This window comes from Arthrobacter sp. Y3225209, assembly GCF_059090685.1.
In genome coordinates, this window is the sequence record NZ_JBNHFW010000013.1 from 64353 (window position 1) to 90009 (window position 25657).

Genomic DNA, 25657 nt, shown 5'->3' on the forward strand with positions numbered 1-25657 from the left:
CGGCTGTGGCGGCCACGGGGGTGCTCCTTTTGACGGTTGAAATGATCGGGTTGCCTACTCCAACAGTATTCGGGGCGGCTCCATTCCCGGTGGCAGACTGGTGGCATGTGCGGACGATACGTGATGGCCCGGGCTTCAGCGGACCTGGTCGCCGAGGCGGAGGCCGAAGCCGATGCGAACCTTGAGCTGCGTGCCTCCTGGAACGTTGCACCGACGTCGGACGTGCCCGTGGTGCTTGAACGCTTCGTGGACGGCCGGCGGGTCCGTCAGGTGCACGTGGCGAAGTGGGGTCTGGTGCCGGGCTGGGCCAGGGACGCATCGGTGGGGGTGCGGGCCTTCAATGCGAGGACCGAGACAGTGCTGGAGAAACCGACCTTCCGCGACGCCGTCGACGCCCGCCGCTGCGCTGTCCCGGTGGACGGATACTACGAATGGAAAACCGGGCCCGGTAAAACCCGCCGCCCGTTTTATGTCTCGCGGCCGGACGGGCGGCCCATCTTCTTTGCCGGACTCTATGAATGGTGGCGCGATCCGGCCAGGGGACAGGCCGATCCCCAGCGGTGGCTGCTCTCCACGTCCATCCTGACCGTTGCCTCACCCCCGGCGGAGCACACCGAACCGGTGCTTCGGGACCTGGCGGACCTGCATGACCGGCTGCCGCTGCCGCTCTCGCCGGCCGCGATGGCCGCCTGGCTGGATCCCTCCCGCCGGGATGCCCCGGAGCTGGTGGGCGCGGTTGTGTCACAGGCGTATGCGGCGGCGTCGGACTGGGCCCTGCACCCGGCCCACCCCGCCGTCGGCAACGTCCGCAACGACGGGGAATACCTGCTGCACCCCGGGGAACCGGCCGGCACGGTGGAAGAGGTGCTCTTCTAGCCGCTCATATCCGGCCCGAGGACTGCCAGGGTGACCTGCCCGGAGGTGCCCACGGTCAGCCCGGGGTTAAAGCAGACCTCCCAGCGCACGCCGTCCGGATCGGTGAAGTAGCCGGAGTACCCGCCCCAGCTCATCTGGCTTCCCGGCGCGGTGATCTGCCCGCCGGCGCCGGCGGCCTTGGCCAGCACGGCGTCCACATCGGCCGGAGACTCCACATTGTGGCCCAGGGTGAAGGGGGCGTCGCGGATATCGCCCAACGGCCCGGCCTCCGCTGCCAGATGGTCGGCGCGGAAGAAGGACAGCACCAGGCCGTGGTTCACCTGGAAAAACAGCACTTCCTCCGGAACGTACTGCAGCGGCGTCCAACCCAGCCGGGCAGCATAGAACGCGTAAGTTACTTCGAGGTCCCGTACGCCTACGGTCACCACGGATACATGGGGGTTCACGTTTTGATCCTGCCATTGAACGCGGTGGAATGCGCATTGTGGCGCGGAAAACGGGTAAGCCCCGCCGCGGGGCGGCAATTGCGCCCAAGGTGCCGGCGGGTACTGGATACTCTTAAACCATGGAAACAGCTGAGCAGAAATCCGTTTCGGGACAGCTAGATGATGTCCGGACAGCAATTGACGAAATCGATGAGGAAATCGTTGCGCTGATCTGGCGGCGGGAACGGCTGGTCCGTCTCGCCGGGGGGCTCAAGGAAAACGACGACGCCGTACGGTCACCCAAGCGCATGGAGGAAGTGATTGCCCACGTCCGGCAGGCTGCCGAGGATCAGGACAGCGACTGCAACGTGGTTGAACGCACGTACAAGGCCATGATCGAGGCCTTCGTGGACTACGAACTCAAGGTACGCCAGCAGATGGAAACCCAGCGCAAGCTGGACGCCTTCAGCCGCAGCTAGGAGCTCCGGCCGGGGCGGCTGAGCCGCGTGCGGTATGTTGTGGCGCATGAACCAGACCACTCCGGCCGCCGGAAACGCCTGGCGTCCCGTTGCCGCGGCGCTCGCGGACCCGCGCCGGCTGCACCTGTACGCCCGCGCCGTCCTGGCGGCCGACGACGGCGCCCCGCTGGACCCGGCACACCTCACCTCCGCCGACGCCAAGTCGCTGGCGGTACTGCAAAAAGCGGGACTGCTGACCGTGCGGGAGAACCGGGTGGAGCCCTCGCCGTCCCTCTTCCGCGACCTGCTCGCCGCCGGCGTCCGCCCGCCGGACTCTTCCGCCCGCCGGTTCCTGGTGAACGGCAGGATCGAGGCGTACCCGCGCAAACGCTCCGACCGGCTCGAATTGCTGCATCTGGTGGCCGGGGAGGTTTTTGAACACGCTGTACCGCCGGAGCCGGGCCTTCGGCCGGTGCTGTCCGAAAAGGACCTGACGGCCCGACTGGCCGGGTACACCGCCGATCCCGCGGCCATCCGCCGCTATCTGGTGGACGAGGGCATTGTGGCCCGCGATCCGGCCGGCACCCGGTACTGGCTCACGCGCCCCCGCCCGGCGGAAGGAATGGACTTTGCCTGACAGCCTCTTCTCTGCCGGACCCGAGGCAGTAGGGACGGACCGCGCCGTCAGCGGCCTGGTAAATCTCCGCGACCTGGGCGGACGCCGCCGCCTCGACGGCTCACGCACCCCGCACGGTGTCCTCTACCGGTCCGAATGCGTCGACTGGATCCGCCCCGAGGGCTGGGACCGGCTGTACGCGCTGGGCGTCCGCACCGTCGTCGACCTCCGGCAGCCCGGCGAGCGCGCGCGGGACACCGCGGGCCGCCCGGACTGGCTCACCACGGTTGCCGTGGACCTGGACGGGCTGCAGGAGAATCCGGACTTCTGGGCGGGGTACTGGGAGAACGGTCTGATGGGTACACCGCTGTACTACCTCCCGCACCTGACCCGGCTGCCGGAGCGTATGGGGGCCGTACTGTCAGCGCTGGCCAATGCTCCCGAAGGCGGAGTGCTGTTCCACTGCATGGCGGGGCGGGACCGCACCGGGATGACGGCCATGGTGCTGCTCACTGCCGGGGACGCGACGCCCGCCGAAATCCGTGAGGACTACTTTGAAACCGTCCGCAATGCCGACGCCTTCGCGGCGGCAACGGGCCGGCCCAATCCGGAAGAGGAGTCCGAGAAGCTCTGCGCGGAGTACGGCACCAGTATGGACGGCGCCTTCCACGGGGTACTGGACGGCTTTTGCCTGCAGCGGTTGTTCGAAGACGCCGGCCTGCCGGAGACCGTCCGCACCGCCATCCGTACCTGGCGTGGCAGCCTGGCCCCGGCACGGCAGGCTGAGGCCGCCACGGAACTGTGATCCGGCAGCCTGTGACCCGGCCGCCGGACGAACAGCCGCCGCTACTCCGTTCCCGCTTCGAGGATCGAGACGATGGAGAACAGCGTAAAACAGACGGCTCCGAGTCCCACCAGCACGTGCGCGGGGACAAAGAACGCCGGGTCCGTGCCGGCGGCTTCAAAAAGGAATGCCGCGAAAAACAGGCAGGTGAGCGCTGTTCCGATGGGCATCAGCGGGATGCGGTTGGCCAGGGCAAACGAGCGGCGCCAGACGAGGGCGAGCAGCAGCACCTTGGACAGGATACTGAAGCAGATCAGCCCTAGGCCGATCAGCACACATCCCGGGGCCAGCCTGGCGGGTTCACCTGAGCTGAACAGCACGAAGAATCCGAGCAGCAGGTTGACGGCTCCCGCGGCAGCCACAAGCCAGGGCCAGGCCAAACGCTCGCTGTCGTTGAAGGCATTGCGTATCTGGCGCACGATGCTCGCCACCAGGGCGATCAGTGCGGTGCAGATCACCGACAGTCCGATCATGACGTGGCCGGCCACGAATCCGGGAATGTCTCCGCGCATCAGCAGGCCGGCAGCCAGGGAAAAACCGGTGATGGCGGCGGCAGCCGGAACCGCGATCAGTGCGGCGCCGGCGGCACGGGAGTGGGCACCCTCCGGCGGTCCGCCCAGCGGATCGAGCAACTGTGCAGATTGGATCAGGGTGAATTTCGTGGATGCAGCCGCGACGGTGCTGACGCATGCGGCGACGAAGCCGACACCGATTACTACGAAGCCCGCCGTCAGGTGCGCTGCGGTGTTCTCCCGGTTGGCAAGGATGATGCCCCAGATAATGGCGGCGGCAGCAGCCATATAGCCGGAGAGCGGCAGAATGATCCCCCACACGCGCCCGTAACGGTTGATGAGCTGCCGGATGATGGTGGCGGCCGTCGTGAACAGTGCATAGCAGATGGCGGTCAGCCCGACGTTGACGTGTCCGGCGACAAAATGGCTGGCATCGTCGGGCCCGGCCAGAATGTAGAGGCCATAGGACAGGCAGACAGCGCCCATCAGAAGCGGTATCGCGCGAAAAACAATACTGATGGTGCGGTTCATGGCGTACCCCGAAAGACATCGTGGATCGTGCGGGCTTCGGCATCATGACGGTCCGTATTGAGGCCCAGTGTGCACTTGCTGTGCGCGTGGAACAAGGCTGTCAGCGGGGAGCCGCTCCGTCTCCGTGCGGCTTCGTTTTCCGCAGCGGTGACGCCGCCGCGGACCGTTGACTTGGCGGCACCGCGGGCGTCGAATGGAAAGGGCAACCCGGACTGCCACCTTCCGGCGGAAATTTCCTAGGAGATGCGTATGGCAGAGAGGTTTACCGCCCGCGGAACAGTAGCAGCCCACCCCGCCGCAGGGATGACCGGCGCCATGGGCGCCCCGGTCAATACCGTATCGCTGGCTGCCCACTCCGGCGCGACGCTGGCACGTCCCGCCGCTGCTCCGGCGCCCCCGGGTGCTTCGACAGGCGGTCCTGCGTCCCCGGACCTGCCCTCCGGGCGGCAGGGCGCCCCTGAGCACTCCAGCCGCCGGGTCGCCCTCATTTTCACCGGACTGATCCTGGCCGTGCTGATTGCCGCCCTGGACCAGACCATCGTGTCCACAGCCCTGCCCACCATCGTGGGGGACCTGCACGGACTGGACCATCTGTCCTGGGTGATTACCGCGTATCTGCTGACCTCCACCATCGGGCTGCCCATCTACGGCAAGCTGGGTGACCTGCTGGGACGCAAGAACATCTTCATTTTCGCCATTGTGGTGTTTCTGGCCGGCTCGGCACTGTCCGGACAGTCGCACAGCATGGCCGAGCTGATCACTTACCGCGCCATCCAGGGCGTGGGCGGCGGCGGGCTCATCATCGGCGCACAGGCGATCATCGGAGACATTGTGTCCGCCCGCGAGCGCGGCAAGTACATGGGCCTGATCGGGGCGGCCTTCGGCATCGCCTCTGTCAGCGGGCCGCTGCTGGGCGGGTACCTGACGGACAACTGGTCCTGGCGCTGGGTGTTTTACATCAACCTGCCCATCGGGGTCCTTGCGCTCGCCGTCATCATCGGCGCCCTGCACCTGCCCCGGAACAGCGCGAAGGGCATTTCACTGGATTACGCCGGCGCCGCCCTGCTGGCCATCGGCAGTGCGGCGCTGGTGCTGCTGACCAGCTGGGGCGGGAACAACTACGCCTGGACCTCGCCCACCATCCTGACCCTGGCCGCAGTGTTTGTGGTCAGCGTGGCGGTGTTCATCCCCGTGGAGCTGCGGGCCCGGGAGCCCATCCTGCCGCTGCGGCTCTTCGCCATCCGCAATTTCCTGATCTGCACACTGGTGGGACTGGCTGTCGGCGTGGCGATGTTCGGCTCCATTGCCTACCTGCCGACGTTCCTGCAGATAGTCAACGGCGCGTCCCCCACTGTATCCGGGCTGATGATGCTGCCCATGACGGCCGGCCTGCTGATCACGTCCATCGGTACCGGGCAGCTGATTTCCCGCACCGGCAAGTACAAGATCTATCCGATCCTCGGGTCGGCAATCATGATCCTCGGGCTGGTTATGCTCTCGCGGATTTCCAGTACGACGCCGTATTCGTTCACTGCCGCAGGCATGCTGGTCCTTGGACTCGGCATCGGCGCGCTGATGCAGAACACCGTACTCATTGTGCAGAACAGTGTTCCGCCCAATGACATGGGCACCGGGGTGTCCACCGCCAACTACTTCCGGCAGCTGGGCGCGTCGCTGGGTATTGCGGTGTTCGGGTCGCTGTTCATCAAGCGGCTCAACGATCAGCTGGCCTCGGCGCCTCCCGGAGCCGGGGATGCGGCGTCCGGCGGGGCGAACTCAATCAGTCCGGACGCGATCAAGGCACTTCCCGCCGCTGCCCAGGACTTCGTCAAGTCCGCCTTCGGGGAAGCCCTGCCACCCATTTTCCTGCTGGGCGTTCCCTTCCTGGCCGCAGCGTTCATCCTGACGTTTTTTATTGTGCAGCAGCCGCTGTCCAAAACCGCCCGGGTGGAAGCGGACGTGGAATAACCAGCGAGGAGCACCAACCCCCTATGTCGCATAGAGCGTTATCGCCGCGTATCGCGGCGATCCCAGACCGTCCGGTACCCGCAGTGCCCAAACACCGGGTGGAGGCAACGGGAGAGGCCGGACCCAAGCGCAATCTCGCCCTGGTCCTGACCGGCCTGCTGCTCTCGGTGCTGCTGGCTGCCCTGGACCAGACCATCGTGGCAACTGCGCTGCCCACCATTGTGGGAGACCTCAACGGCCTGGAGCACCTGTCCTGGGTGGTTACCGCCTACATTCTGGCTGCGACCATAGGCCTGCCGATCTACGGCAAGCTCGGTGACCTGTTTGGCCGCAAGAGCATCTTCATCTTCGCCATTGCGGTCTTCCTCACCGGATCGGTCCTGTCCGGGCTGGCGCAGAACATGGGCCAGCTGATCGGCTTCCGTGCCCTGCAGGGCATCGGCGGCGGCGGACTGATGATCGGGGCGCAGGCCATCCTGGGGGATCTGGTCTCTCCGCGCGAACGCGGGAAGTACATGGGCCTGATCGGTGCCGCCTTCGGACTGGCCTCCGTGGGCGGTCCGCTGCTGGGCGGCTGGATCACCGATGCCTGGTCCTGGCGGTGGGTGTTCTACATCAACCTGCCCATCGGAGCGGTGGCGCTCGCCGTCGTTATCACCTCACTGCACCTGCCCAAGCCCAAGGGGAGGCGCCCGAAGCTGGACTACGCCGGCGCGGGCCTGCTGGCGCTCGCGAGCGCTGCCCTGATCATGCTGACCACCTGGGCCGGGACCACGTATGCCTGGTCCAGTCCGCAGATCCTTGTCCTGGCCGCCGTGACCCTGGCGGCCGTCGGAGCGTTTATCCCGGTGGAGCGGCGTGCTCCCGAACCCATCCTCCCGCCGGCCCTGTTCCGGCGCCGGAACTTCCTGCTGTCCGTGCTGGTGGGGATCGCCGTCGGAATCGCGATGTTCTCCACCATCTCCTACCTGCCCACCTTCCTGCAGATGGTCAACCGGGCCACCGCCACCCAGTCCGGGCTGATGATGCTGCCGATGATGGGCGGCCTGCTGCTCACCTCCATCGGCACCGGGCAGCTGATCTCCCGGACCGGCCGGTACAAGATCTACCCCGTGCTCGGCTGCGCGGTGATCATTGCCGGGCTGGTGCTGCTCTCGCGGATTTCTGACACCACCCCCTACAGCTTCACGGCGCTCGGGATGCTGGTGATGGGACTGGGCATCGGCATGCTGATGCAGAACCTGGTGCTGATAGTGCAGAACAGTGTGCCCGGGCGGGACATGGGAGCAGCGATCTCCGCGGCAAACTATTTCCGCCAGATCGGCGCGTCCTTTGGTATTGCCCTGTTCGGCTCGATCTTTATCCACCGGCTGGGCAACGAGCTGGCCGGGGCGCCGGCCGGTGCCGGAGCAGCGGTGGGCGGGGACATCAACTCGCTGAGCCCGGCGATGCTGCGCGGGCTGCCCGCACCGGCGCAGGACTTTATTGCTGCTGCTTTCGGCAACGCCCTGCCGCCGATTTTCCTGCTGAGTGTGCCCGTGGTGGCAGCCGCCCTGGTGCTGTGCCTGTTTATCCGGGAAGTACCGCTGTCCACCACGGTGCGCAGTGAAGCTGCAGAGGAGGCCTAGGTTGCGTCGTAAGTGGACAGAAGGAAAAGGACCCAGCCGATCAGCGCAGCCATGGGCAGCTGCCACAGCAGGGAGGGAATGATGTACAGCCGGGCGGCCAGCTTCTTATTGCCGGCCCGGAGCGAGGCAGTGAAGCCTGCCACGGAGGCAATCAGGGCGGTAATACCGAGGAAGCCGATGAGATTTAGAACGCCGCCCACGCCGGCGCTGACACTGCCTAAGCTGCGGATCCAAAAGTAGAAGGGCATCAGTGCCAGGGCCCAGCCGAGCGTGACGATGACCATGCCGGTGATGGCCGCCTTGCTGAAGCGCTGCCGTGCCGTTTGGGTTCCGGACAGGTCCGGGGTTTCGGTTTCCGCGGGGCCTGTTTCCGCGGCCCCGTTTTCTGCGGGGGTGGCGTACGGGTTCCGGTACGGGATATCGGGATCCAAGGTGTGCTCCATCGGTGGGCGGGAATCTGGAACCAGTGTGCACCAGGATGGTGCGCTTCTGCCGGAACCCCTTCACCTGTGGCGGATGAACGGGCCGCGGGGGTGGGCCGGCCACCGGATCGGTACTACGCGGTGCCGATTGTCAGCCCCCAGCCGTACACTGAAGAGGAAGTATTCGAATATATGTTCGAATTAGTTGGCAGTTGATAACCAGTTGGTCCCCTGTGGGAGGCCACGGGCGCGGATCCACCTGCGGTGTGCGTGGGTCCGTCGGGGAAGGGAGCTGAAATGGGTGTCTTCAGCGAAGGCATAGAGGTGGTGTGCTCGCCTGCGGGTAAGCCACTGCGGCTGGTATGGGGCGGGCGCACCTACAAGGTGGGAGCTGACCCCGTGCGCTGGTATGAACGCCGCAACTGGTGGGAAGAGGAAATGCGGGCAGAACGCGGCCGCGGCGCCGGCCTGGTGGATACCGAGATCTGGCGCGTCCAGGCGAGGGTCAGCGACCGCTCCGACCTGCGCACCCTGGACCTCTCGCACCATGTCAACACTGACCGCTGGCGCCTGATCCGGATTCACGACGCCCTGAAGGACAGCGCCTGATGAGGACGGTGCCTAATGAAGGACCATGCCTGATGCATGCCGGAGAGCAGTACCTAATGAAGAACGGTGCCTGATGCGCCCATGAGCTTTATCCATCTGCACGCGGCTACGGCCTTCAGCGCGCATTACGGGGTCTCCTGGCCCGAGGAGATGGCAGCCGCCGCGGCAGCGGACGGCGCCGACGCCCTGGCCTGCACCGACAGGGACGGGCTGTATGGAACGGTCAAGCACCTGCGTGCCTGCATGGAGGCGGGCATAGATCCCATTGTCGGGGTGGACCTTGCCGTCCTGGACAGTGGGAACGCTGTCACGGGCAGGGTGGTGATCCTTGCCCACGGGCATAACGGGGGAGCCGGCTACAGCGCCCTGTGCCGGCTGATTTCCGCCGCGCATGCCTCCACCTCGGCGTCCCGGGCACGGACCGGCAAACCCGTGGGAGTCACTATGGAACAGCTGGCCCGGTACGTCAGCGGCAGCCCGGATACCGGAGACAGTGACTCCCGGACGGCGCCTGCAGCTTCCGGGCAGGAGGGCGAACCCCTGCTCACCGTCCTGGTGGGCCCGCAGTCCGACGTCGGCCTGGCCATGCGCAGCCGCAGCTACGCCGTCGCGCGTACCCTGTTCGGACACTGGCGTGCGGCCATTCCTGCCGGGGCGCTCGCCGTGGAAGTAGTCACCCACCTGGCTCCGCCGGGGGAGAACCTCAGCCTGGCCCACGCGGTACGGATGTTCCGTCTGGCCGATGAGATGCGGATACCGGCCATCCTCACCAACGCCGTGCGCTACGTGGATGAAGACGGCGCCGCCACCGCCGACGTGCTCGACGCCGCGCGCTCGCTGACCTCGCTGTCCCGGCTGCCGGACCGACAGCCCAACGGGCAGGGCTGGCTCAAGGGGACACGGGAGATGACGGCGCTGGCCCGGGAGATCAGCTCCGAGGCTGGCTGCGGCTCGGCGGCACGGATGCTCGCCGACACTGCGGCGCTCGCGGACCGCTGCCGGATGGACCCGGTGGGGGATATGGGCTGGAAGCAGCCCGTAGTACCCGAAGCCTCGGTCATCGGCATAGAGATAGAACCCATGCAGGAACTGCGCCAGCGGTGCGAAGCCGGGATCACCCGCCGGCTGAGGTCACGGGACTCGGTTGCCGAAGCGGAGATGCGGCACCGGCTTGACCATGAGCTGGGCATTATTGACCGCCTGGGCTTCGCCTCCTACTTCCTGACGGTTGCCGAAGTCTCGGCCATGATCACCGGCATGGGGGTGCGCGCGGCGGCACGCGGTTCGGGAGCCTCGTCGCTGGTGAACTATCTGCTGGGCGTCAGCCATGTGAATCCGCTGGACCATGACCTGATCTTTGAACGTTTCCTGTCCCGGGACCGCTCCACCCTGCCGGACATCGACATTGACGTGGAGAGCGCCGAACGGCATAACGTCTACCACCGCATCTTTGAACGCTTCGGCTCCGAACGGGTAACCCTGATGAGCATGCAGAACGGGTACCGGGCACGCGGCGCCGTGCGCGACGCCGGACTGGCGCTGGGCATGCACGAAGAGGACATCGGTGCCGTGGCCAAGCAGCTGTGGCGCTTCTCGGCGCGCAACTTCCGTGAGGCGCTCGCCGAAAAGCCGGAACTGCGTGAATTCTCCGGGCAGGTGGAAAAGAACCGGCAACTGGACCTGCTGGTGGACCTCACCGAACGCCTGGACCGCCTTCCCCGGCACATCTCCATGCATCCGTGCGGGGTGATCCTGGGGGATAAGTCGCTGCTGGACCGTACCCCCGTGCAGCCCAGCGGGTTGGGCCTGCCCATGTCCCAGTTCGACAAGCACGACATGGACCCGATGGGCATGCTCAAGCTGGACGTCCTCGGGGTGCGGATGCAAAGTGCCATGGCCTTCGCCGTCCGCGAAGTGGTCCGGGTGCATTCCTCCCGGGAGGAAGTCATTGCCGCCGGCGCACACCGGGAGGGCCCCGGCAGCCCGGATCCTGAGTTCATCGAAGCCGACGGCCGGATCAACCTGGACGCGGTGCCGTTCGACGACGAACCCACCTATGAGCTCATCCGCAGTACGCACACCCTGGGCTGCTTCCAGATTGAATCCCCTGGCCAGCGCGAACTGGTGGGAAAGATGGCACCGCGGGAATTCAACGACCTGATTATCGACATTTCCCTGTTCCGGCCCGGACCGATGAAATCCGACATGGTCCGGCCGTTCCTGGAATACCGGCACGGGTTCTCGCCCGAGGTGTACCCGCACGAGGCGCTGCGCCCGGTGCTGGCGGAAACGCACGGCGTCACCGTCTTCCACGAACAGGTGCTGCGGACCCTGAACGTTTTTACCGGTTGCGGGCTGGCCAAGGCTGATGAACTGCGCCGGCTGCTGGGCAATGAAGCAGCGGAGCCGGGGGTGGAGGAGTACTTCCGCAGCAAGGCTGCAGAGCGCGGTTACACGCCTGAGACCATCAATAAGGTGTGGGACACCCTGAAGGCTTTTGGCAGCTTCGGTTTCTGCAAGGCCCACGGGGCGGCCTTCGCGGTGCCCACCTATCAGTCGGCCTGGCTGAAGGCACACCATCCCGAAGCGTTCCTGGCCGGGATTTTCGAACACGATCCGGGGATGTATCCGCGCCGGCTGCTGGTGGCCGAGGCCCGGCGGATGGGCATTCCCATCCTGCCCCTGGACATCAACCGCAGCGGCGAGCAGTACCGGGTGGAACGCACCGAGCAGGGCAAGCTGGGCATCCGGCTGTCCCTGGCCGGGATCTACGGGCTCTCCGCCGTCGAGCTCCGGCGCATTGCCGCCGGGCAGCCCTATGACTCCCTGGCCGATCTGCGTGCCCGGGCACGGGTTTCCCGGCCCACGCTGCGCCGCCTCGCCCAGCTGGGGGCCTTCGATTCCCTGAGTCAAAAAACCGGCTCCGGGGGCAGCCGTGCGGATCTGATCCATTACCTCGACGCCGCCCCGGCCCGCTCGTCATCCCGGAAGTACGAGCCGATCCCCGGGCAGCTGGCCCTGCCGCTGGGGGACACCGAACTGGCGAACCTGCACCGGGAGCTGCCCGAACCGGGGCTGCGGGAGAAGGTCCGCACCGAACTGGATCTGCTCTCCGTGGACGTGAGTGCACACCTGATGGAAAGCTACGGGCCGCTGCTGCGCAGTCTGGGGGTGACACCTGCCGAAGCGCTGATGGATCTGCGCAACGGCTCCGAAGTGCTGGTGGCAGGGATCCGGGTGGCCACCCAGACCCCGCCCATGCGCGGCGGCCGCCGGGTGGTGTTCATCAGCCTTGATGACGGCACCGGCTGCGTGGACTGCACGTTCTTCCATGAGGCGCAGGAAAAATCCGGTCCGCTGCTCTTCGGCACCGAGCTGCTGCTGGTCCGCGGGCTGACCCGCCGCACCGGGCCCCGGGGCATCAGCCTGCAGGCCCTCGAAGCCTGGAATTTGGCGGACACTGCCTCGCTTCCCCTGCCGGGCAGTCAGCGCGGCATGTTGGTGGGGCACAAGCGCAGCGGATAACATCGGTACGGGCGCAAAGAAGGAGCCGGCCGGGTTCGGCCGTGCAGAAGACGCCGTACAACGAAATCTAGGAGACAACCGTGTCAGTGCCAGAGAAGTTCACCCTCATCGTCGACGGCGAAGAGACCACGGTGGATACTGGCACCACCGGTGCGCAGCTCTTCTTCGAACGCCGCGACGTCGTCGTGATGCGTGTGAACTCGGTCCTGAAGGACCTGGACACCCCGCTGGAGCAGGGCGACGTCGTGGAATCGGTCACCATCGATTCCGAGGATGGCCTGAACGTCCTGCGCCACTCCACCGCCCACGTGATGGCCCAGGCCGTGCAGCAGCTGCGCCCCGACGCCAAGCTGGGCATTGGCCCGTACATCAAGGACGGCTTCTACTTCGACTTCGACGTCGCAGAACCGTTCACCCCCGAGGACCTGAAGACTCTCGAGAAGATGATGCAGAAGATCGTCAACTCGAACCAGAAATTCGTCCGCCGCGTGGTGTCCGAAGACGAAGCCCGCGAAGCCATGGCCAATGAGCCGTACAAGCTTGAACTGCTGGGCACCAAGGACGGCGCCGAGGAAGCCGGCGAAGGCGCGAACATCGAGGTCGGCGCCGGGGAAATCACCATCTACGACAACGTGGACCGCAAATCCGGCGACGTCGTCTGGTGTGATCTCTGCCGCGGCCCGCACCTGCCGAACACCAAGCTGATCTCCAACGCCTTCGCGCTGACCCGCTCCGCCGCCGCCTACTGGCTGGGCAACCAGAACAACCAGCAGCTGCAGCGCATCTACGGCACGGCCTGGCCCACCAAGGACGCGCTGAAGGCCTACCAGGAGCGCCTGGCCGAGGCCGAGCGCCGCGACCACCGCAAGCTGGGTACCGAACTGGACCTGTTCTCCTTCCCGGACGAGCTTGGCTCCGGCCTGCCGGTTTTCCACCCCAAGGGCGGCATCATCCGCAAGGCCATGGAGGACTACTCCCGCCAGCGCCACACCGAAGCCGGCTACGAATTCGTCTACACCCCGCACATCACCAAGGGCCACCTGTACGAGGTTTCCGGACACCTGGACTGGTACCGCGACGGCATGTTCCCTCCCATGCACGTTGACGAGGTCACCGACCCGGAGACCGGCGAGGTCACCAAGCCCGGCCAGGACTACTACCTGAAGCCGATGAACTGCCCCATGCACAACCTGATCTTCCGCTCGCGCGGACGGTCCTACCGCGAACTGCCGCTGCGCCTGTTCGAATTCGGTTCCGTATACCGCTACGAGAAGTCCGGCGTGATCCACGGCCTGACCCGCGTACGGGGCATGACCCAGGACGACGCCCACATCTACTGCACCCGCGAGCAGATGAAGGACGAACTGACCACCACCCTGAACTTTGTGCTGGACCTGCTCAAGGACTACGGTCTGGATGACTTCTACCTGGAGCTCTCCACCAAGGACCCCGAGAAGTACGTCGGCTCGGATGAGGTCTGGGAGGAAGCCACCCGCACCCTCGCCGAGGTAGCCGAAGCCTCCGGCCTGGACCTGGTGCCGGATCCGGGCGGCGCCGCGTTCTACGGCCCGAAGATCTCCGTCCAGGCCCGCGACGCCATTGGCCGCACCTGGCAGATGTCCACCATCCAGCTGGACTTCAACCTGCCCGAACGCTTCGAACTTGAATACCAGGCCGCCGACGGCACCCGCCAGCGCCCGGTCATGATCCACCGGGCACTGTTCGGCTCCGTGGAACGGTTTATGGCAGTGCTCACCGAGCACTACGCCGGAGCGTTCCCCGCCTGGCTGGCACCGGTCCAGGTGGTGGGCATCCCCGTAGCCGAAGCGTTTAACGACTACATGTTCGACGTCGTCGACAAGCTCAAGGCGCACGGCATCCGTGCCCAGGTGGATACCGGCACCGACCGTTTCCCGAAGAAGATCCGCACCGCCTCCAAGGACAAGATCCCGTTTGTCCTCATTGCCGGAGGCGACGACGCCGAGGCGGGCGCGGTGTCCTTCCGCTTCCGTGACGGCAGCCAGGACAACGGCGTGCCCGTTGAAGAGGCCGTCAAGCGGATTGTCGAAGCCGTCCGGAACCGGGACAAGTAGGGGCAGCGGGACACCATGGCAGAAACAGACGACACGGACATAACGGACACGTTTGAACTTCCCGGTGTTCCCGACGCCTTCCAGCGTCTGTGGACGCCGCACCGCCTGGCCTACATCAAGGGCGGGCAGAAGCAGGTGTCCTCGGAGGAGACCTGCCCGTTCTGCGCTGCCCCCGGGCGGACGGACGAGGAATCGCTGATAGTCCATCGCGGCAAATACGCCTTCGTCATCCTGAATCTCTTTCCGTACAACGCCGGCCACCTGCTGGTCTGCCCGTACCGGCATGTGCCGGACTACACGGACATTGATCCGGAGGAGACAGCGGAAATCGCGGCGCTGACACAGACCGCCATGCGTGTGCTGCGGAAGGTTTCGGGTCCCTCCGGCTTCAACCTGGGCATGAATCAGGGAGAGACGGGCGGCGCCGGGATTGCCGCGCACCTGCACCAGCACATTGTGCCGCGGTGGGGCGGAGACGGGAACTTCCTGCCGATCATTGCGCAGACCAAGGCCATCACCCAGACCCTGGGTGACGTCCGCCGCCAGGTTGCCGAAGCCTGGCCGGACGGCTCCGGCCGGGACAGCGAGGACTGAGCCGTGCTCAACAAATACGCACGGGGATTCTTCACTGCCGTTTTCACCCCGCTGGCCACTTGGCTGCTCCGGCACCGGGTCACCCCGGACATGGTCACCATCGCCGGCACACTTGGAGTGATGATCGGCGGGCTGGTCTTCTACCCGCTGGGTGAACTGTTCTGGGGCACCATCTTCATTACGGTGTTCATCTTCTCCGACGTCATTGACGGGATCATGGCCCGGCAGCAGCAGCGCAAGGGCAGCTGGGGCGGGTTCCTCGACTCAACGCTGGACCGGTTTGCCGACGGCGCACTGTTTGCCGGCGTAGCCATCTGGTTCTTCACGGGTGGCGACAACGACGCGATCGGCATCGCCGCCGTCCTGTGCCTGGTGGTCGGCATGCTGGTCTCCTACATCCGCGCGAAGGCGGAATCGCTGGGCTTCAACGCCAACGTGGGTATTGCCGAGCGGGCCGAACGGCTGGTGTCGCTGCTCGTGGCCACCGGGCTGGTGGGGCTGGGGGTGCCCGAGGTCCTGCTGCTGGTGGTCCTGGTGCTGCTGACGCTGGCCAGCTGCGTGACCATCGGCCAGCGCATGCATGCGGTGCGCAAACAGGCGCGCCTGGGAAACCCTGCTTAATCAGTTCCACAAACCTGCGGGAATCCCGCTGAGATGTGCCGCGGCCGGACCGGTCGCGGCACATTTTTTATGCCGGGTGTCAGCTGTGCCGCGGATCACGCTGTGCCACCGGCCGTCAAATCCCGCCCGGCTGCCTGTCACGGGAAGTCACGGGACACGGGGTCCCGGAGTGTGCCGCGTACTCTATCCCATAGTCCCAGAACGCCCTCTATGTGAAGAGAACCAGATGCCAAACGAAGCCGGCCAGCCCCAGTCCTCCGTCCTCACCGGCGGCACCCGCGTTAAACGCGGGATGGCCGAAATGCTGAAGGGCGGCGTCATTATGGACGTCGTCACCGCTGAACAGGCCCGGATTGCCGAAGATGCCGGTGCCGTGGCCGTGATGGCGCTGGAACGGGTTCCGGCCGATATCCGTGCCCAGGGCGGGGTATCCCGGATGAGTGATCCGGACATGATCGACAGCATTATCAGTGCCGTCAGTATCCCGGTGATGGCCAAGGCCCGGATTGGGCATTTCGTGGAAGCGCAGGTGCTGCAGTCCCTGGGCGTCGACTACATTGACGAGTCCGAGGTCCTGACCCCGGCCGACTATGCCAACCACATCGACAAGTGGAAGTTCACGGTTCCCTTTGTCTGCGGTGCCACCAACCTGGGCGAGGCGCTCCGGCGCATCAACGAGGGCGCCGCGATGATCCGTTCGAAGGGCGAAGCCGGCACCGGAGACGTTTCCAATGCCACGATGCACATGCGGGTCATCCGCTCGGAGATCGCCCGGCTCTCCTCGCTGCCGGAGGACGAACTGTATGTGGCTGCCAAGGAACTGGCAGCGCCCTACGAGCTGGTGAAGGAAGTGGCCGCCGCGGGCAAACTTCCCGTGGTGCTCTTCACCGCCGGTGGAATCGCCACCCCCGCCGATGCGGCCATGATGATGCAGCTTGGCGCCGACGGGGTGTTTGTGGGCTCGGGCATCTTCAAATCCGGAAACCCGGAACAGCGGGCTGCCGCGATCGTGAAGGCCACTACCTTCTACGACGATCCGGATGAAATAGCCAAAGCCTCGCGCGGACTGGGCGAAGCCATGGTGGGCATCAACGTGGACGAGCTTCCACAGCCGCACCGCCTGGCGGAGCGCGGCTGGTAGCAGCGGTCCGGCGTCGTCCGGGTGCATAAACGTGCAGGCGGGAACCGGATGCGGTTCCCGCCTGCACGTTTTTGCGGACCTGCCGGGGACTAGGCCAGTCCGCGGCGTTCAAGCAGCGGCTGGATGTCTGCATCCCGGCCACGGAAGTTCCGGAAGGCCTGCAGCGGGTCAATGCTGTTGCCCTTCGAGAGGAGTTCGGTGCGGAACCGGTCCCCGTTCTCCCGGGCCAGGCCACCGTTCTCCTTGAACCACTCCACCGTGTCGGCGTCGAGTACTTCGCTCCAGATGTAGGCGTAGTACGCAGCCGCGTAACCGCCGGCGAAAATGTGCTTGAAGTAGCCGGTGCGGTAACGCGGCGGAACCAGCTCCAGGTCCACCCCGGCGTCCGCGAGGGCCCGGGCCTCGAACGCTTCCGGGTCCTCAACCGTCTCCCCGGGAGCCAGTTCATGCCAGGCCAGGTCCAGGAGGGTGGCACCAAGGTACTCCGTGGTGGCGAAGCCCTCGCCCCACACGGCGGCAGCCAGGACCTTGTCGATGACGTCCTGCGGCAGCGGCTCGCCGGTGACGTGGTGCCGGGCGAAGTTGGCGACGACCTCCGGCCAAAGCATCCACATTTCGTTGACCTGGGAAGGGTATTCCACAAAGTCCCGCGGTACGGCGGTGCCGGAGAACTGCGGATAGGTGACATCGGAGAAGAGTCCCTGCAGTGCGTGGCCGAACTCGTGGAATGCGGTGACCACCTCGTCGAAGGTGAGCAGGGTGGGTTCCCCGGCCGACGGTTTCGGGATGTTCAGGTTGTTGATGACCACAGGCGGCTCATCCAGCAGACGTGACTGGTGCACCAGGGAATTCATCCACGCGCCGCCGTTTTTGGTGTCGCGCGTGTAGTAGTCACCCAGGAACAGGCCCAATCCGGTGCCGTCGGCATTTTTTACTTCCCAGACCCGCACGTCCGGGTGGTAGCCGGGCAGGTCGGTGCGCTCGGTGAAGCTCAGCCCGTACAGACGGTTGGCGGCGTAGAAAACACCATCCTGCAGCACACGCTCGAGCTCGAAATAAGGGCGCAGGGCGGCGAGGTCGACGTCGAACTTCTCCTTCCGCACCTGCCCGGAGTAGTACGCCCAGTCCCAGGCTTCCAGCTCGTGCCCGTCGCGGCGGGCAGCCTCGCGCAGCTCCTCCGCCTCGGCTTTCGCGTTGCGCACCGCGGCCGGCGCCAGCCTGCCCAGCATCTCGTGGATGGCGGCGAGGGACGGTGCGGTCTGGTCATCCGTGGCGTACTCCGCGTGGTTCGCAAACCCAAGCAGGGCTGCCTTCTCCGCCCGAAGAGCCGCCATTTCCGCGGCGATGGACAGGGTGTTGTTGCCGTTGGCCCGGAATCCGCGCTGGAGTGAAGCGGTGTGCAGACGGCGCCGGGTTTCCCGGTTGGTCAGTGCGGAAAGCGCCGGCTGCGGGGTGGGAAGCACCAGGGACAGCAGGTACTTGCCTGGGTGCCCTGCGGCGTCGGCGGCCGCCGCTGCTGCGGCGATGTCGTCATCCGGCAGGCCGTCCAGCTCAGCGGCGGACTCCACCACCAGGGCCGAATCGTTGGTGTCCCTGAGCAGCCGCTGGGAAAAGTCCGTGGAGAGCTCCGACAGCCGTGCGTTCAGTTCGCGCATACGCGCCTGCCCGGCGTCGTCGAGCTCCGCCCCGGCGCGGACGAAGCGGCGGCGGTACTCGGAGACCAGGCGTGCCTGTTCCTCGTTCAAGCCCGTCTCCTGCCCGGCAACCGCCTGTACGCGCTCGAAGAGGGCGCGGTTGAGGTAGATGGCGTCCTCGTGGGCGGCGAGCTTCGGGCTGATCTCCTGCTGGATGCGCTGCACTCCGTCGGTGGCATGGGCGGCGCACAGAGTGAAGAACACGACGGCGGTGCGTCCAAGTGCCTGCCCGGAGGACTCGAGTGCTGCGATGGTGTTGTCGAAATCAGGGGCCTGGGGGTTGCCCGCAATGGCCCGGATCTGTTCAGCGTGTTCCCGGATGCCGGCGTCGAATGCAGGCAGGAAATCATCTTCGGAGACCTGCTCAAACGGGGGAAGCTGATAGGGGAGGCTGCTGGCGGAAAGGAAAGGGTTGTCCATAAGCCCCAAGACTGGCACAGCGGGCCGGTCCAAACCAATGTGACCGTGGCGTAGGATCAGTCCGATTCCCCGCCGCCGGCAGTCGCAGGCCTGGGGCTGATTCCGTGGGGGAAGACATGAAACGCAGGTTGGGTACGGGGGCGCCGGGCCGTTCGGTCAGATCAACGGTGACAGGAACGCTCCTGCTGGCACTGGTGCTGGCCGGCTGCATGGGAGCGCCGGAGCCCGACGGTGCGGGAGAGCCATCCGGCAGGGCGCCGTCGTCGTCGGTTGCCCCGACCCCGCCCTCGCCTACCGCTGACCCGTCCATTCCCGGCAAGGGACCGGCGTGCCCGGCGGCAAACTGCTTTTCGCTGATGCTGGCCGGGGATCTGCTGGTCCACCCACAGCTGTGGGACCAGGCAGCGGCGGACGCTGCGGCTACCGGCAAGGGTCCGCTGGATTTTGAACCGCTGCTGGCCGGGCAGGAGGCCTATATTGCGGCGTCCGATCTGGCGGTGTGCCATATGGAGACCCCGGTGGCGGAACCGGACGGTCCCTACGCCGGCTACCCCATGTTCAACGTTCCGCCACAGATCCTCACCGCTGCCGCCTCTGCGGGGTACCAGGCCTGTACTACGGCGAGCAACCACACAATGGATGCCGGCACGGCGGGACTGAACCGGACCTTGGGGGTGCTGGATTCGCTGGGCCTGGAGCACACCGGGTCCTACGCGTCGGAGGCCGATGCGGGCAAACCAATGATCCTTCCAGCGGAAGGCGGCAGCGTGGCCGTCATCGAGGCGACCTATGGGTTGAACGGGCTTCAGGCCGAGTATCCCTGGCAGGTGGATATGCTCGACGCCGGCATGATGATCGCCAAGGCGCGGACCGCACGCGATCAGGGCGCCGACGTCGTTGTGGGTGCCATCCACGCCGGAGACGAATATGCCTCGGCTCCCAACACCCAGCAGGTGGAAACGGCGCATGCCCTGGCGGACAGCGGGGAGTTCGACTTTATCTACGGCCACCACACGCACTCGGTGCTGCCGATCGAAAACTACAACGGCACGTGGATTGTGTACGGGCTGGGCAACGCAGTGACGGAGCTTTCGCCCTGGTACGACGTGAACAACGAAGGCCTGATCGTGCGGGCCCAGTTTGCCCGCGACGACGACGGCGCATGGACCGTGAGCGATCTGGCCTGGGCCCCGTCGGTCATTGTGCGCGACCCCTACCGCTGGTGTTCCGTGGCCGCCGATCTGCCGCAGGGCGAGTGTGCGTCGTCGGCGCAGCGGGAAGCGGTGCGGGCGCGGACCATTCCGGTGGTCGAGTCCATGGGTGCTGCCGGGGCCGGGGCACAAGAATGGCTGGTGACGCAGGATCCGCAGTAGGGGCCGGCGGGTGTAGGGGCTGGGGCGCCGGGTGTCGGGGGCGGTGCCGGGTGCGGTGCCGGGTGCCGGGCTGTCGGGGCCGGGTGTCGGGTGCCGGGCTGGCGGAGCCGGGACCGGGTGCCGGGTGCCGGGCTGGCGGAGCCGGGCTGGCGGAGCCGGGACCGGGTGCCCGTGCCAGGTGCCGGGGTTGTAGCGGGCGGGGGAGTAGGGGCGATCCGGGTGGCGTGGCCGCTCCAAGGTGCGGCCCGTCCTCCACAGGCGCGCGGCGGCCACGACTTACCCACAGGGGACAGTTTCGTGTTCCCAGCGTCGTGATCGAACCATAAACTCGAACACATGTTCGAATTATCGACCCACGCCGCGGAAGTTTCCCAGCCATCCCGCGCCCCGTTCCCAGCACCAAATGCCAGGCCCCTGACCGATGCTGAGGCCTCTCCGGCCACTGTTTCGGCATGGATCGGCAGATTGTCGAATCGCGCTTTCCTCACGGCTGTCGCCGAGGAGACTGATGCAGGGCTGGTGGATCGCCTTCGCCTCCTGGAAGAACTTAAGGCGGCCGCCAGCGCCGCACAGGCCCGGATCGCCGTCGCGCTTGACGCCTCCGTGCGCGGTGCGCATGCGCAGGCCGGGATTCCGCCGGAGCATCAGGGCAGGGGAGTTGCCGCCCAGCTTGCGCTGGCCCGGCGGGAATCACCGGCGCGGGGCGGGCGGATCCTGGGCTTCGCCAATGCCCTCGGGAAGGAAATGCCCTGCACGCTGCGGGCATTGTCCGAGGGGATCATCAGTGAATGGCGGGCCACCCTGATCGTGCGCGAAACCGCCTGCCTGTCGGTGGAAGACCGCAGCACCGTGGACCGGGAAGTGGCCGGGGACCCGGCCCTGCTGGAAGGACTTGGCGACCGGCGCCTGATTGCCCGGATCCGTAAACTCACCTACCGCATCGACCAGCAGGCCTTGGTGCGCCGGGCGGCCAAAGCAGCGGCGGACCGGTATGTCTCCTGCCGGCCCGCACCGGACACGATGACGTATCTGACCGGCCTGCTGCCTGTCGCCCAAGGCGTCGCCGTCTACGCCGCGCTAAGCCGTGCCGCAGATTCGCTGCGGGCGCGTGGTGATACGAGGGGCCGCGGACAGATCATGGCCGACACCATGGTGGAACGGATCACCGGGCAGGCCAGGGCTGACCGCGTTCCGCTGGAAGTCCAGTTGGTGATGACCGACCGCACGCTGCTCAGCGGATCCGGCGAGCCTGCGCATCTGCAGGGATACGGGATCGTTCCTGCCGGATGGGCACGGACTGCCGCAGCCTTGGCGGCATCCAGTGGAGACAGCAATCCGGGAGTCATGCCGGGAGGCAGTTCCGCAGCGCCTCTGGGAGGCAGTTCCGCAGCGCCTCTGGGAGACAGGGGCGCAGCGTCTCTGGGAGACAGAGCCGCACCGTCACTGCCGGACAATACGGCATCTCACCCGCGGGACGTCGCCGCGGAAGTTGCCGGTCCGGCAGGTCTTTGGCTCCGGCGGCTGTACACCGCGCCCGGTTCCGGCGACCTCGTGGCAATGGATTCCAAGGCGCGTTATGCTCCGGAATCCCTTGCCCGGTTTATTGAAACACGGGATCAGTTCTGCCGGACACCGTGGTGCAGCGCACCTATCCGCCACCGCGACCACATCAGGGCACACAGGTCTGGCGGAAGTACGGATACAGCTAATCTGCAGGGTTTGTGTGAAGCCTGCAATCAGGCGAAAGAATCCCCAGGTTGGACAGCGGCGGTGATGGAGTCCGCCGCCCGTCTGCCGACCGGCCGTTTCCCGGAACGGCATACTGTGGAGATCACTACGCCAACGGGGCACAGCTACCGTTCCATGGCCCCGCCCCTCCCTGCATGACCTATCGGGTGATCGGCGATGTCGCTGTATCCGCTTCGGAGCGGTTGAGCCGAAACTCTGCTGCTCAGTGACTCATTGCCGTGTGCGGCAAAATGACAGTATGCCCCTCGAAGATCTACTTACCCATCTGCGGACCCTTCCCGATTCAAAGCAGAAAGAAGCGTATCTGCGCTTCCTGAATGCAATGGGAGACGCCGCGCTACGCAAGGATGGCGGCCCGGAACATGTCACCGGGTCCTGCTTCGTCTTTTCACCCGGATTCGAGCACGTTCTCCTGTGTTTCCACCGCAAGGGCCGCTTCTGGGTGCAGTTCGGCGGCCATATCGAGCCGGAAGACGCAACGGTGGCCGAAGCCGCCCAAAGGGAGGCCCGCGAGGAATCCGGACTTGGCGCTCTTGCCCTGCTCTCGCCGGCAATCATTGATCTCGACCGGCACGAGTTGCAGGGCGGTTTCACCTGTTCAGCACATTGGGACGTGGGGTTCGCTGCGGTCATCAGCCCGGATGCCGTAACCACTGTGAGCGATGAAAGCGAGGCCGTCCGCTGGTTCCCGGTCAGCGAATTGCCGGCCCAGCTTCCGAAGGGATTCCACGAACGGCTGGATTACGTGCGGCGCGCGGCTATGGCTCTGCCGGAGGCAGGGTGCTGAACGCCGTGTGTCCAGGGCATTCCCTGGAGGAGTGACGGCTAGCATCGGGTGATGGATGGGGAGCAACTACTCGAAGGCGGCAACGTCGCGGCCGCCGTTGTGCGGATTGGGAATACGGTCCGAAAGCCGTGGACAGAATCGACGCCACACGTATTCGAACTCATGACCGCGGTCCGGAAGGCCGGCGTAGACGTCCCCGCGGTTCTGGGCAGGGATGAGCAGGGCCGGCAAATCACCGAATTCATACCCGGACGGCTTGCCCTCGAATCGCCTCGGCTCACGCAGGCGGAGCTTCGCCGGGTTGGAGCAATGGTCCGTGCCATCCATGATGCGAGCGAAACGTTCGTGCCCTCCCCTGAAGCGAAATGGGCCGGAGCAATCCCGGCCCCGGGAAACAACCTGGTCTGTCATAACGATCTGGCTCCTTGGAACCTCCTTATCGGTGACCGCTGGGTGTTCATTGACTGGGATGCTGCCGCACCCAGCACGCGACTATGGGATCTCGCCTATGCTGCCCAGGCGTTTACGCTCTCAGACACGACGTTGACACCGGAGCGGGCGGCGGGAAATCTGGTTGCGTTCGTTGACGGTTACGGGGCGGAACGAGGCCTTCGGGAGCAGTTGCCGGAAGCAATGCACCAGCGCGCTGCGGCCATGCACCACCTGCTGGAGTCTTCGCACGCCACGGGCCGTGAACCCTGGGGATCCATGTACGTTCAGGGCCACGGGGAACACTGGCGGGCAGCCACGGACTATGTTCATGTCCATCAGAAGATATGGACAGCAGCACTGTTGGGCTAGCACATCAGAAACGTCGGCCGACGCCGGGGCGCCGCCACGGCGCTTACAGGCGGCGGTTCCAACCGCAGGGGGGCTTATGAGCACTGAGACAGGACCGATGGATCTGCACTTCACGGCTCCGATCGGCATGCATATCAAGGGTGATGTCTGGTCCTGCGTCGAAATCCCGGACTCCAAGAATCTGTTCGGCACGGGCAAGGCCGTCAAGGTCGCTGCAACGGTGGACGGGGAACCGGTACGCGCGGCCCTGATGCCTACCGGCACCGGAGGCCACATGCTCTCGGTCAGCGCCAAGCTGCGGAAGAAGATCGGGAAGGACATCGGCGACGACGTCGTCGTATCGGTTTCGGAGCGGCTTTCCTGAGTTCCGGGGCGCGCCGTCAGCTGCCCGCTAGGCTCAACGGCATGGGCAGTGATGAATCCACCCGATCGGCGTATGGGGCGCGGGCGGCCGAATACACCAGTCTGCTGGGATCCATCGGGGATACGCACGAGCTGGATCGGCAGCGCATCGGCGATTGGGCAGCAGATATTGAGGGCCGGGTAGTGGACGCCGGGTGCGGGCCCGGCCAGTGGACCGACTTCCTCCACCGGGGCGGAACGATGGTCCAGGGGATCGATTTTGTCCCCGAATTCATTCACAGTGCCCGCCTGCGTTTTCCCGGTGTGCCTTTTCGCGTCGCCTCGTTCCGCCAGATGGGCGTCCCTGATGATTCATTGCACGGCGTGCTGGCCTGGTATTCGCTCATTCATGTCCCGCCCGACGAGCTCGCTTTGGTGTTCGCGGAGATGGGGCGCGCCCTGGTCCGGGGCGGACGGATTCTCATCGGATTCTTCGACGGACCTCCCGGGACACCTTTTCCGCATGCCGTGAGCACTGCTTATTACTGGTCCGTCGAAGCGATGGGACAGTTACTAGCCGAAGCGGGGTTCGAGGTGCTTGAGGTGGAAACGCGCCGGGATCCCGGCATACGGGCCCATGCCGCCATGACTGCTTGCTTGGTCTGACGCGGCGGGGTGCTGGAATGTTGGACAGTTTTCGGAACGGCACGCATCGGGTCCCGGCTGCGTACGCGGCTAGTGTTGGCACCCGGGGGAAGGTGGAGATATGAGGGTGGGGAAGCTCTTAGGCCTGCTCGGTCTCGCGATGCTGCTGTGCGGAACCGTATCAGGCGGCCTGGCGGGAGCAGCGGTGAGCATAGCGTCCGAATTCCAGGCACGTTCCGACCCCGTCTTTGCGGGCTGGAGTTCCGGGACGTCGTGGCCGGGAGTGGCGGTGGTCTATGCGGTCACGGGCGCGCTTGTTGGTGCGGGCGCCGCACTGGTCAGCTTTCTTGGCGCGGCCATAGGATTGCTGGTGCAGGACACGGTACGCCCGGGACGTTCGCGAAGGTCTCCGGCTTCGGCGGCCGGAATGGGAGCCGGTATCTTCACCGCCGCCGCAGCCGCCCTGGTGCTTCCGGGCGGGGGATCGGCTCTCGCACTCCTTTTCATCGGTATCGGGCTCAGCCTCCTGAGCGGAATCGCGACGGCGCTCCTGGCGGGTTATGCCGGCAGGTATCTGAAGCGCAGAACTTCCGACGGGTACTGACGCGGCGGCAGGGGCGGCTACTGACGCGGCGGCAGGGGCGGCCGCGGGCACGTGCGCCAGCACGAGCGCCCGGTGCGTGCCCGGACCGGGGGCAGGAGATTCGCCGGCTCCAGCATGGGCGGATAGGCTGCGGGCATGACCACGACCCGCGAGTACCGCCCGGCTTTCTTCATTATCGGTGCATCGTTCCTTGGGGCGTTGGCCGTGATCCTGACACCGGGGTTGTTCGAGAAATTCGGGTCCGTCCGGCTCGTCACAGTCCTGGTCCTGACTGCCGGTGCACTCTGTTTCGCGGTCGCCGCCTCGCGCAGCCGGCGCATGGGCCCGGGAACCGGCAAGGACTAGGAAAGCCGCGACGCCGGCTCGCGGCGCCCCGGAC

Annotated in this window: 24 protein-coding genes; 20 read left to right on the top strand and 4 right to left on the bottom strand. The window is 66.0% G+C overall.

Features of this window, described 5'->3' with window-relative positions:
- Positions 1-105: 105 nt before the first annotated feature.
- Positions 106-876, top strand: coding sequence for an SOS response-associated peptidase (locus AC5RVB_RS09205; protein WP_494142546.1), 771 nt, complete (start codon positions 106-108; stop codon positions 874-876).
- Here the strand turns inward: AC5RVB_RS09205 and AC5RVB_RS09210 are convergent.
- Positions 873-1322 carry a VOC family protein gene (locus AC5RVB_RS09210; RefSeq protein WP_227901686.1) on the bottom strand — a complete coding sequence of 150 codons (450 nt, stop codon included), beginning with the start codon at positions 1320-1322 and terminating at the stop codon, positions 873-875. The genes AC5RVB_RS09205 and AC5RVB_RS09210 overlap by 4 nt on opposite strands.
- A gap of 119 nt (positions 1323-1441) precedes the next feature.
- Between AC5RVB_RS09210 and AC5RVB_RS09215 the strand changes: the two genes are divergently transcribed.
- From AC5RVB_RS09215 to AC5RVB_RS09225, 3 genes are read left to right on the top strand one after another with little or no spacing between them, the layout of a single operon-like run.
- Positions 1442-1780 (top strand): chorismate mutase, encoded by a 339-nt coding sequence (locus tag AC5RVB_RS09215; protein ID WP_227901687.1) that lies wholly within the window; start codon positions 1442-1444, stop codon positions 1778-1780.
- A 46-nt stretch (positions 1781-1826) separates the two neighbouring features.
- Entirely contained in the window at positions 1827-2396 is a 570-nt protein-coding gene (locus tag AC5RVB_RS09220; protein WP_494142547.1) for a DUF2087 domain-containing protein, read from the top strand.
- Positions 2389-3180: a tyrosine-protein phosphatase gene (locus AC5RVB_RS09225; RefSeq protein WP_494142548.1), complete on the top strand. Its 792-nt coding sequence runs from the start codon at positions 2389-2391 to the stop codon at positions 3178-3180. Before AC5RVB_RS09220 ends, AC5RVB_RS09225 begins: the two co-directional genes overlap by 8 nt.
- A 41-nt stretch (positions 3181-3221) precedes the next feature.
- Here the strand turns inward: AC5RVB_RS09225 and AC5RVB_RS09230 are convergent, their stop codons facing one another.
- The gene (locus AC5RVB_RS09230; protein ID WP_227901689.1) at positions 3222-4262 is read right to left on the bottom strand and encodes a DUF2776 family protein; all 1041 of its coding nucleotides are present in this window, start codon (positions 4260-4262) and stop codon (positions 3222-3224) included.
- 249 nt (positions 4263-4511) lie between these two features.
- Between AC5RVB_RS09230 and AC5RVB_RS09235 the strand changes: the two genes are divergently transcribed.
- Together AC5RVB_RS09235 and AC5RVB_RS09240 are read left to right on the top strand one after the other, a co-directional pair.
- Positions 4512-6230, top strand: a complete 1719-nt coding sequence (locus AC5RVB_RS09235; protein ID WP_494142549.1) for an MDR family MFS transporter — start codon at positions 4512-4514, stop codon at positions 6228-6230.
- 98 nt (positions 6231-6328) lie between these two features.
- Entirely contained in the window at positions 6329-7858 is a 1530-nt protein-coding gene (locus AC5RVB_RS09240; RefSeq protein ID WP_494142550.1) for an MDR family MFS transporter, read from the top strand.
- Here the strand turns inward: AC5RVB_RS09240 and AC5RVB_RS09245 are convergent.
- Positions 7855-8301, bottom strand: a complete 447-nt coding sequence (locus AC5RVB_RS09245) for a hypothetical protein (RefSeq protein WP_494142551.1) — start codon at positions 8299-8301, stop codon at positions 7855-7857. The genes AC5RVB_RS09240 and AC5RVB_RS09245 overlap by 4 nt on opposite strands.
- Before the next feature lie 276 nt (positions 8302-8577).
- Between AC5RVB_RS09245 and AC5RVB_RS09250 the strand changes: the two genes are divergently transcribed.
- The 6 genes from AC5RVB_RS09250 (at position 8578) to pdxS (ending at position 16863) form a co-directional block, all read left to right on the top strand.
- Positions 8578-8889 carry a DUF6504 family protein gene (locus tag AC5RVB_RS09250; protein WP_227901694.1) on the top strand — a complete coding sequence of 104 codons (312 nt, stop codon included), beginning with the start codon at positions 8578-8580 and terminating at the stop codon, positions 8887-8889.
- 81 nt (positions 8890-8970) lie between these two features.
- Positions 8971-12414, top strand: a complete 3444-nt coding sequence (locus AC5RVB_RS09255; RefSeq protein WP_494142561.1) for a DNA polymerase III subunit alpha — start codon at positions 8971-8973, stop codon at positions 12412-12414.
- Between the two features lie 80 nt (positions 12415-12494).
- Positions 12495-14507, top strand: a complete 2013-nt coding sequence (thrS, locus tag AC5RVB_RS09260) for a threonine--tRNA ligase (protein WP_227901695.1) — start codon at positions 12495-12497, stop codon at positions 14505-14507.
- A gap of 15 nt (positions 14508-14522) precedes the next feature.
- Positions 14523-15101 carry an HIT family protein gene (locus AC5RVB_RS09265; RefSeq protein WP_227901697.1) on the top strand — a complete coding sequence of 193 codons (579 nt, stop codon included), beginning with the start codon at positions 14523-14525 and terminating at the stop codon, positions 15099-15101.
- A 3-nt stretch (positions 15102-15104) separates the two neighbouring features.
- Positions 15105-15722 (top strand): phosphatidylinositol phosphate synthase, encoded by a 618-nt coding sequence (gene pgsA, locus AC5RVB_RS09270; RefSeq protein ID WP_227901699.1) that lies wholly within the window; start codon positions 15105-15107, stop codon positions 15720-15722.
- Between the two features lie 226 nt (positions 15723-15948).
- Entirely contained in the window at positions 15949-16863 is a 915-nt protein-coding gene (gene pdxS / locus AC5RVB_RS09275) for a pyridoxal 5'-phosphate synthase lyase subunit PdxS (RefSeq protein ID WP_227901702.1), read from the top strand.
- Positions 16864-16952: 89 nt separating this feature from the next.
- Here the strand turns inward: pdxS and AC5RVB_RS09280 are convergent, their stop codons facing one another.
- Positions 16953-18977: a M3 family metallopeptidase gene (locus AC5RVB_RS09280; RefSeq protein WP_494142552.1), complete on the bottom strand. Its 2025-nt coding sequence runs from the start codon at positions 18975-18977 to the stop codon at positions 16953-16955.
- 167 nt (positions 18978-19144) lie between these two features.
- On the opposite strand from AC5RVB_RS09280, the gene AC5RVB_RS09285 reads away from it, so the two are divergent.
- The 8 genes from AC5RVB_RS09285 (at position 19145) to AC5RVB_RS09320 (ending at position 25623) form a co-directional block, all read left to right on the top strand.
- Entirely contained in the window at positions 19145-20350 is a 1206-nt protein-coding gene (locus AC5RVB_RS09285) for a CapA family protein (RefSeq protein WP_494142553.1), read from the top strand.
- Between the two features lie 465 nt (positions 20351-20815).
- Positions 20816-22237, top strand: coding sequence for an HNH endonuclease (locus AC5RVB_RS09290; protein ID WP_494142554.1), 1422 nt, complete (start codon positions 20816-20818; stop codon positions 22235-22237).
- A gap of 100 nt (positions 22238-22337) precedes the next feature.
- Complete coding sequence (locus tag AC5RVB_RS09295; RefSeq protein ID WP_494142555.1) at positions 22338-22886, top strand: NUDIX hydrolase; 549 nt, start codon at positions 22338-22340, stop codon at positions 22884-22886.
- 51 nt (positions 22887-22937) lie between these two features.
- A complete protein-coding gene (locus AC5RVB_RS09300) occupies positions 22938-23687 on the top strand; it encodes a phosphotransferase (protein WP_227901709.1) in 750 nt (249 codons plus the stop codon).
- Positions 23688-23763: 76 nt separating this feature from the next.
- Positions 23764-24051, top strand: coding sequence for a DUF1905 domain-containing protein (locus AC5RVB_RS09305; RefSeq protein ID WP_227927727.1), 288 nt, complete (start codon positions 23764-23766; stop codon positions 24049-24051).
- Positions 24052-24092: 41 nt separating this feature from the next.
- Positions 24093-24695 carry a class I SAM-dependent methyltransferase gene (locus AC5RVB_RS09310; protein ID WP_494142556.1) on the top strand — a complete coding sequence of 201 codons (603 nt, stop codon included), beginning with the start codon at positions 24093-24095 and terminating at the stop codon, positions 24693-24695.
- Between the two features lie 184 nt (positions 24696-24879).
- The gene (locus AC5RVB_RS09315) at positions 24880-25278 is read left to right on the top strand and encodes a hypothetical protein (protein ID WP_494142557.1); all 399 of its coding nucleotides are present in this window, start codon (positions 24880-24882) and stop codon (positions 25276-25278) included.
- Positions 25279-25413: 135 nt separating this feature from the next.
- The gene (locus AC5RVB_RS09320; protein ID WP_494142558.1) at positions 25414-25623 is read left to right on the top strand and encodes a hypothetical protein; all 210 of its coding nucleotides are present in this window, start codon (positions 25414-25416) and stop codon (positions 25621-25623) included.
- Positions 25624-25657: the final 34 nt, after the last annotated feature.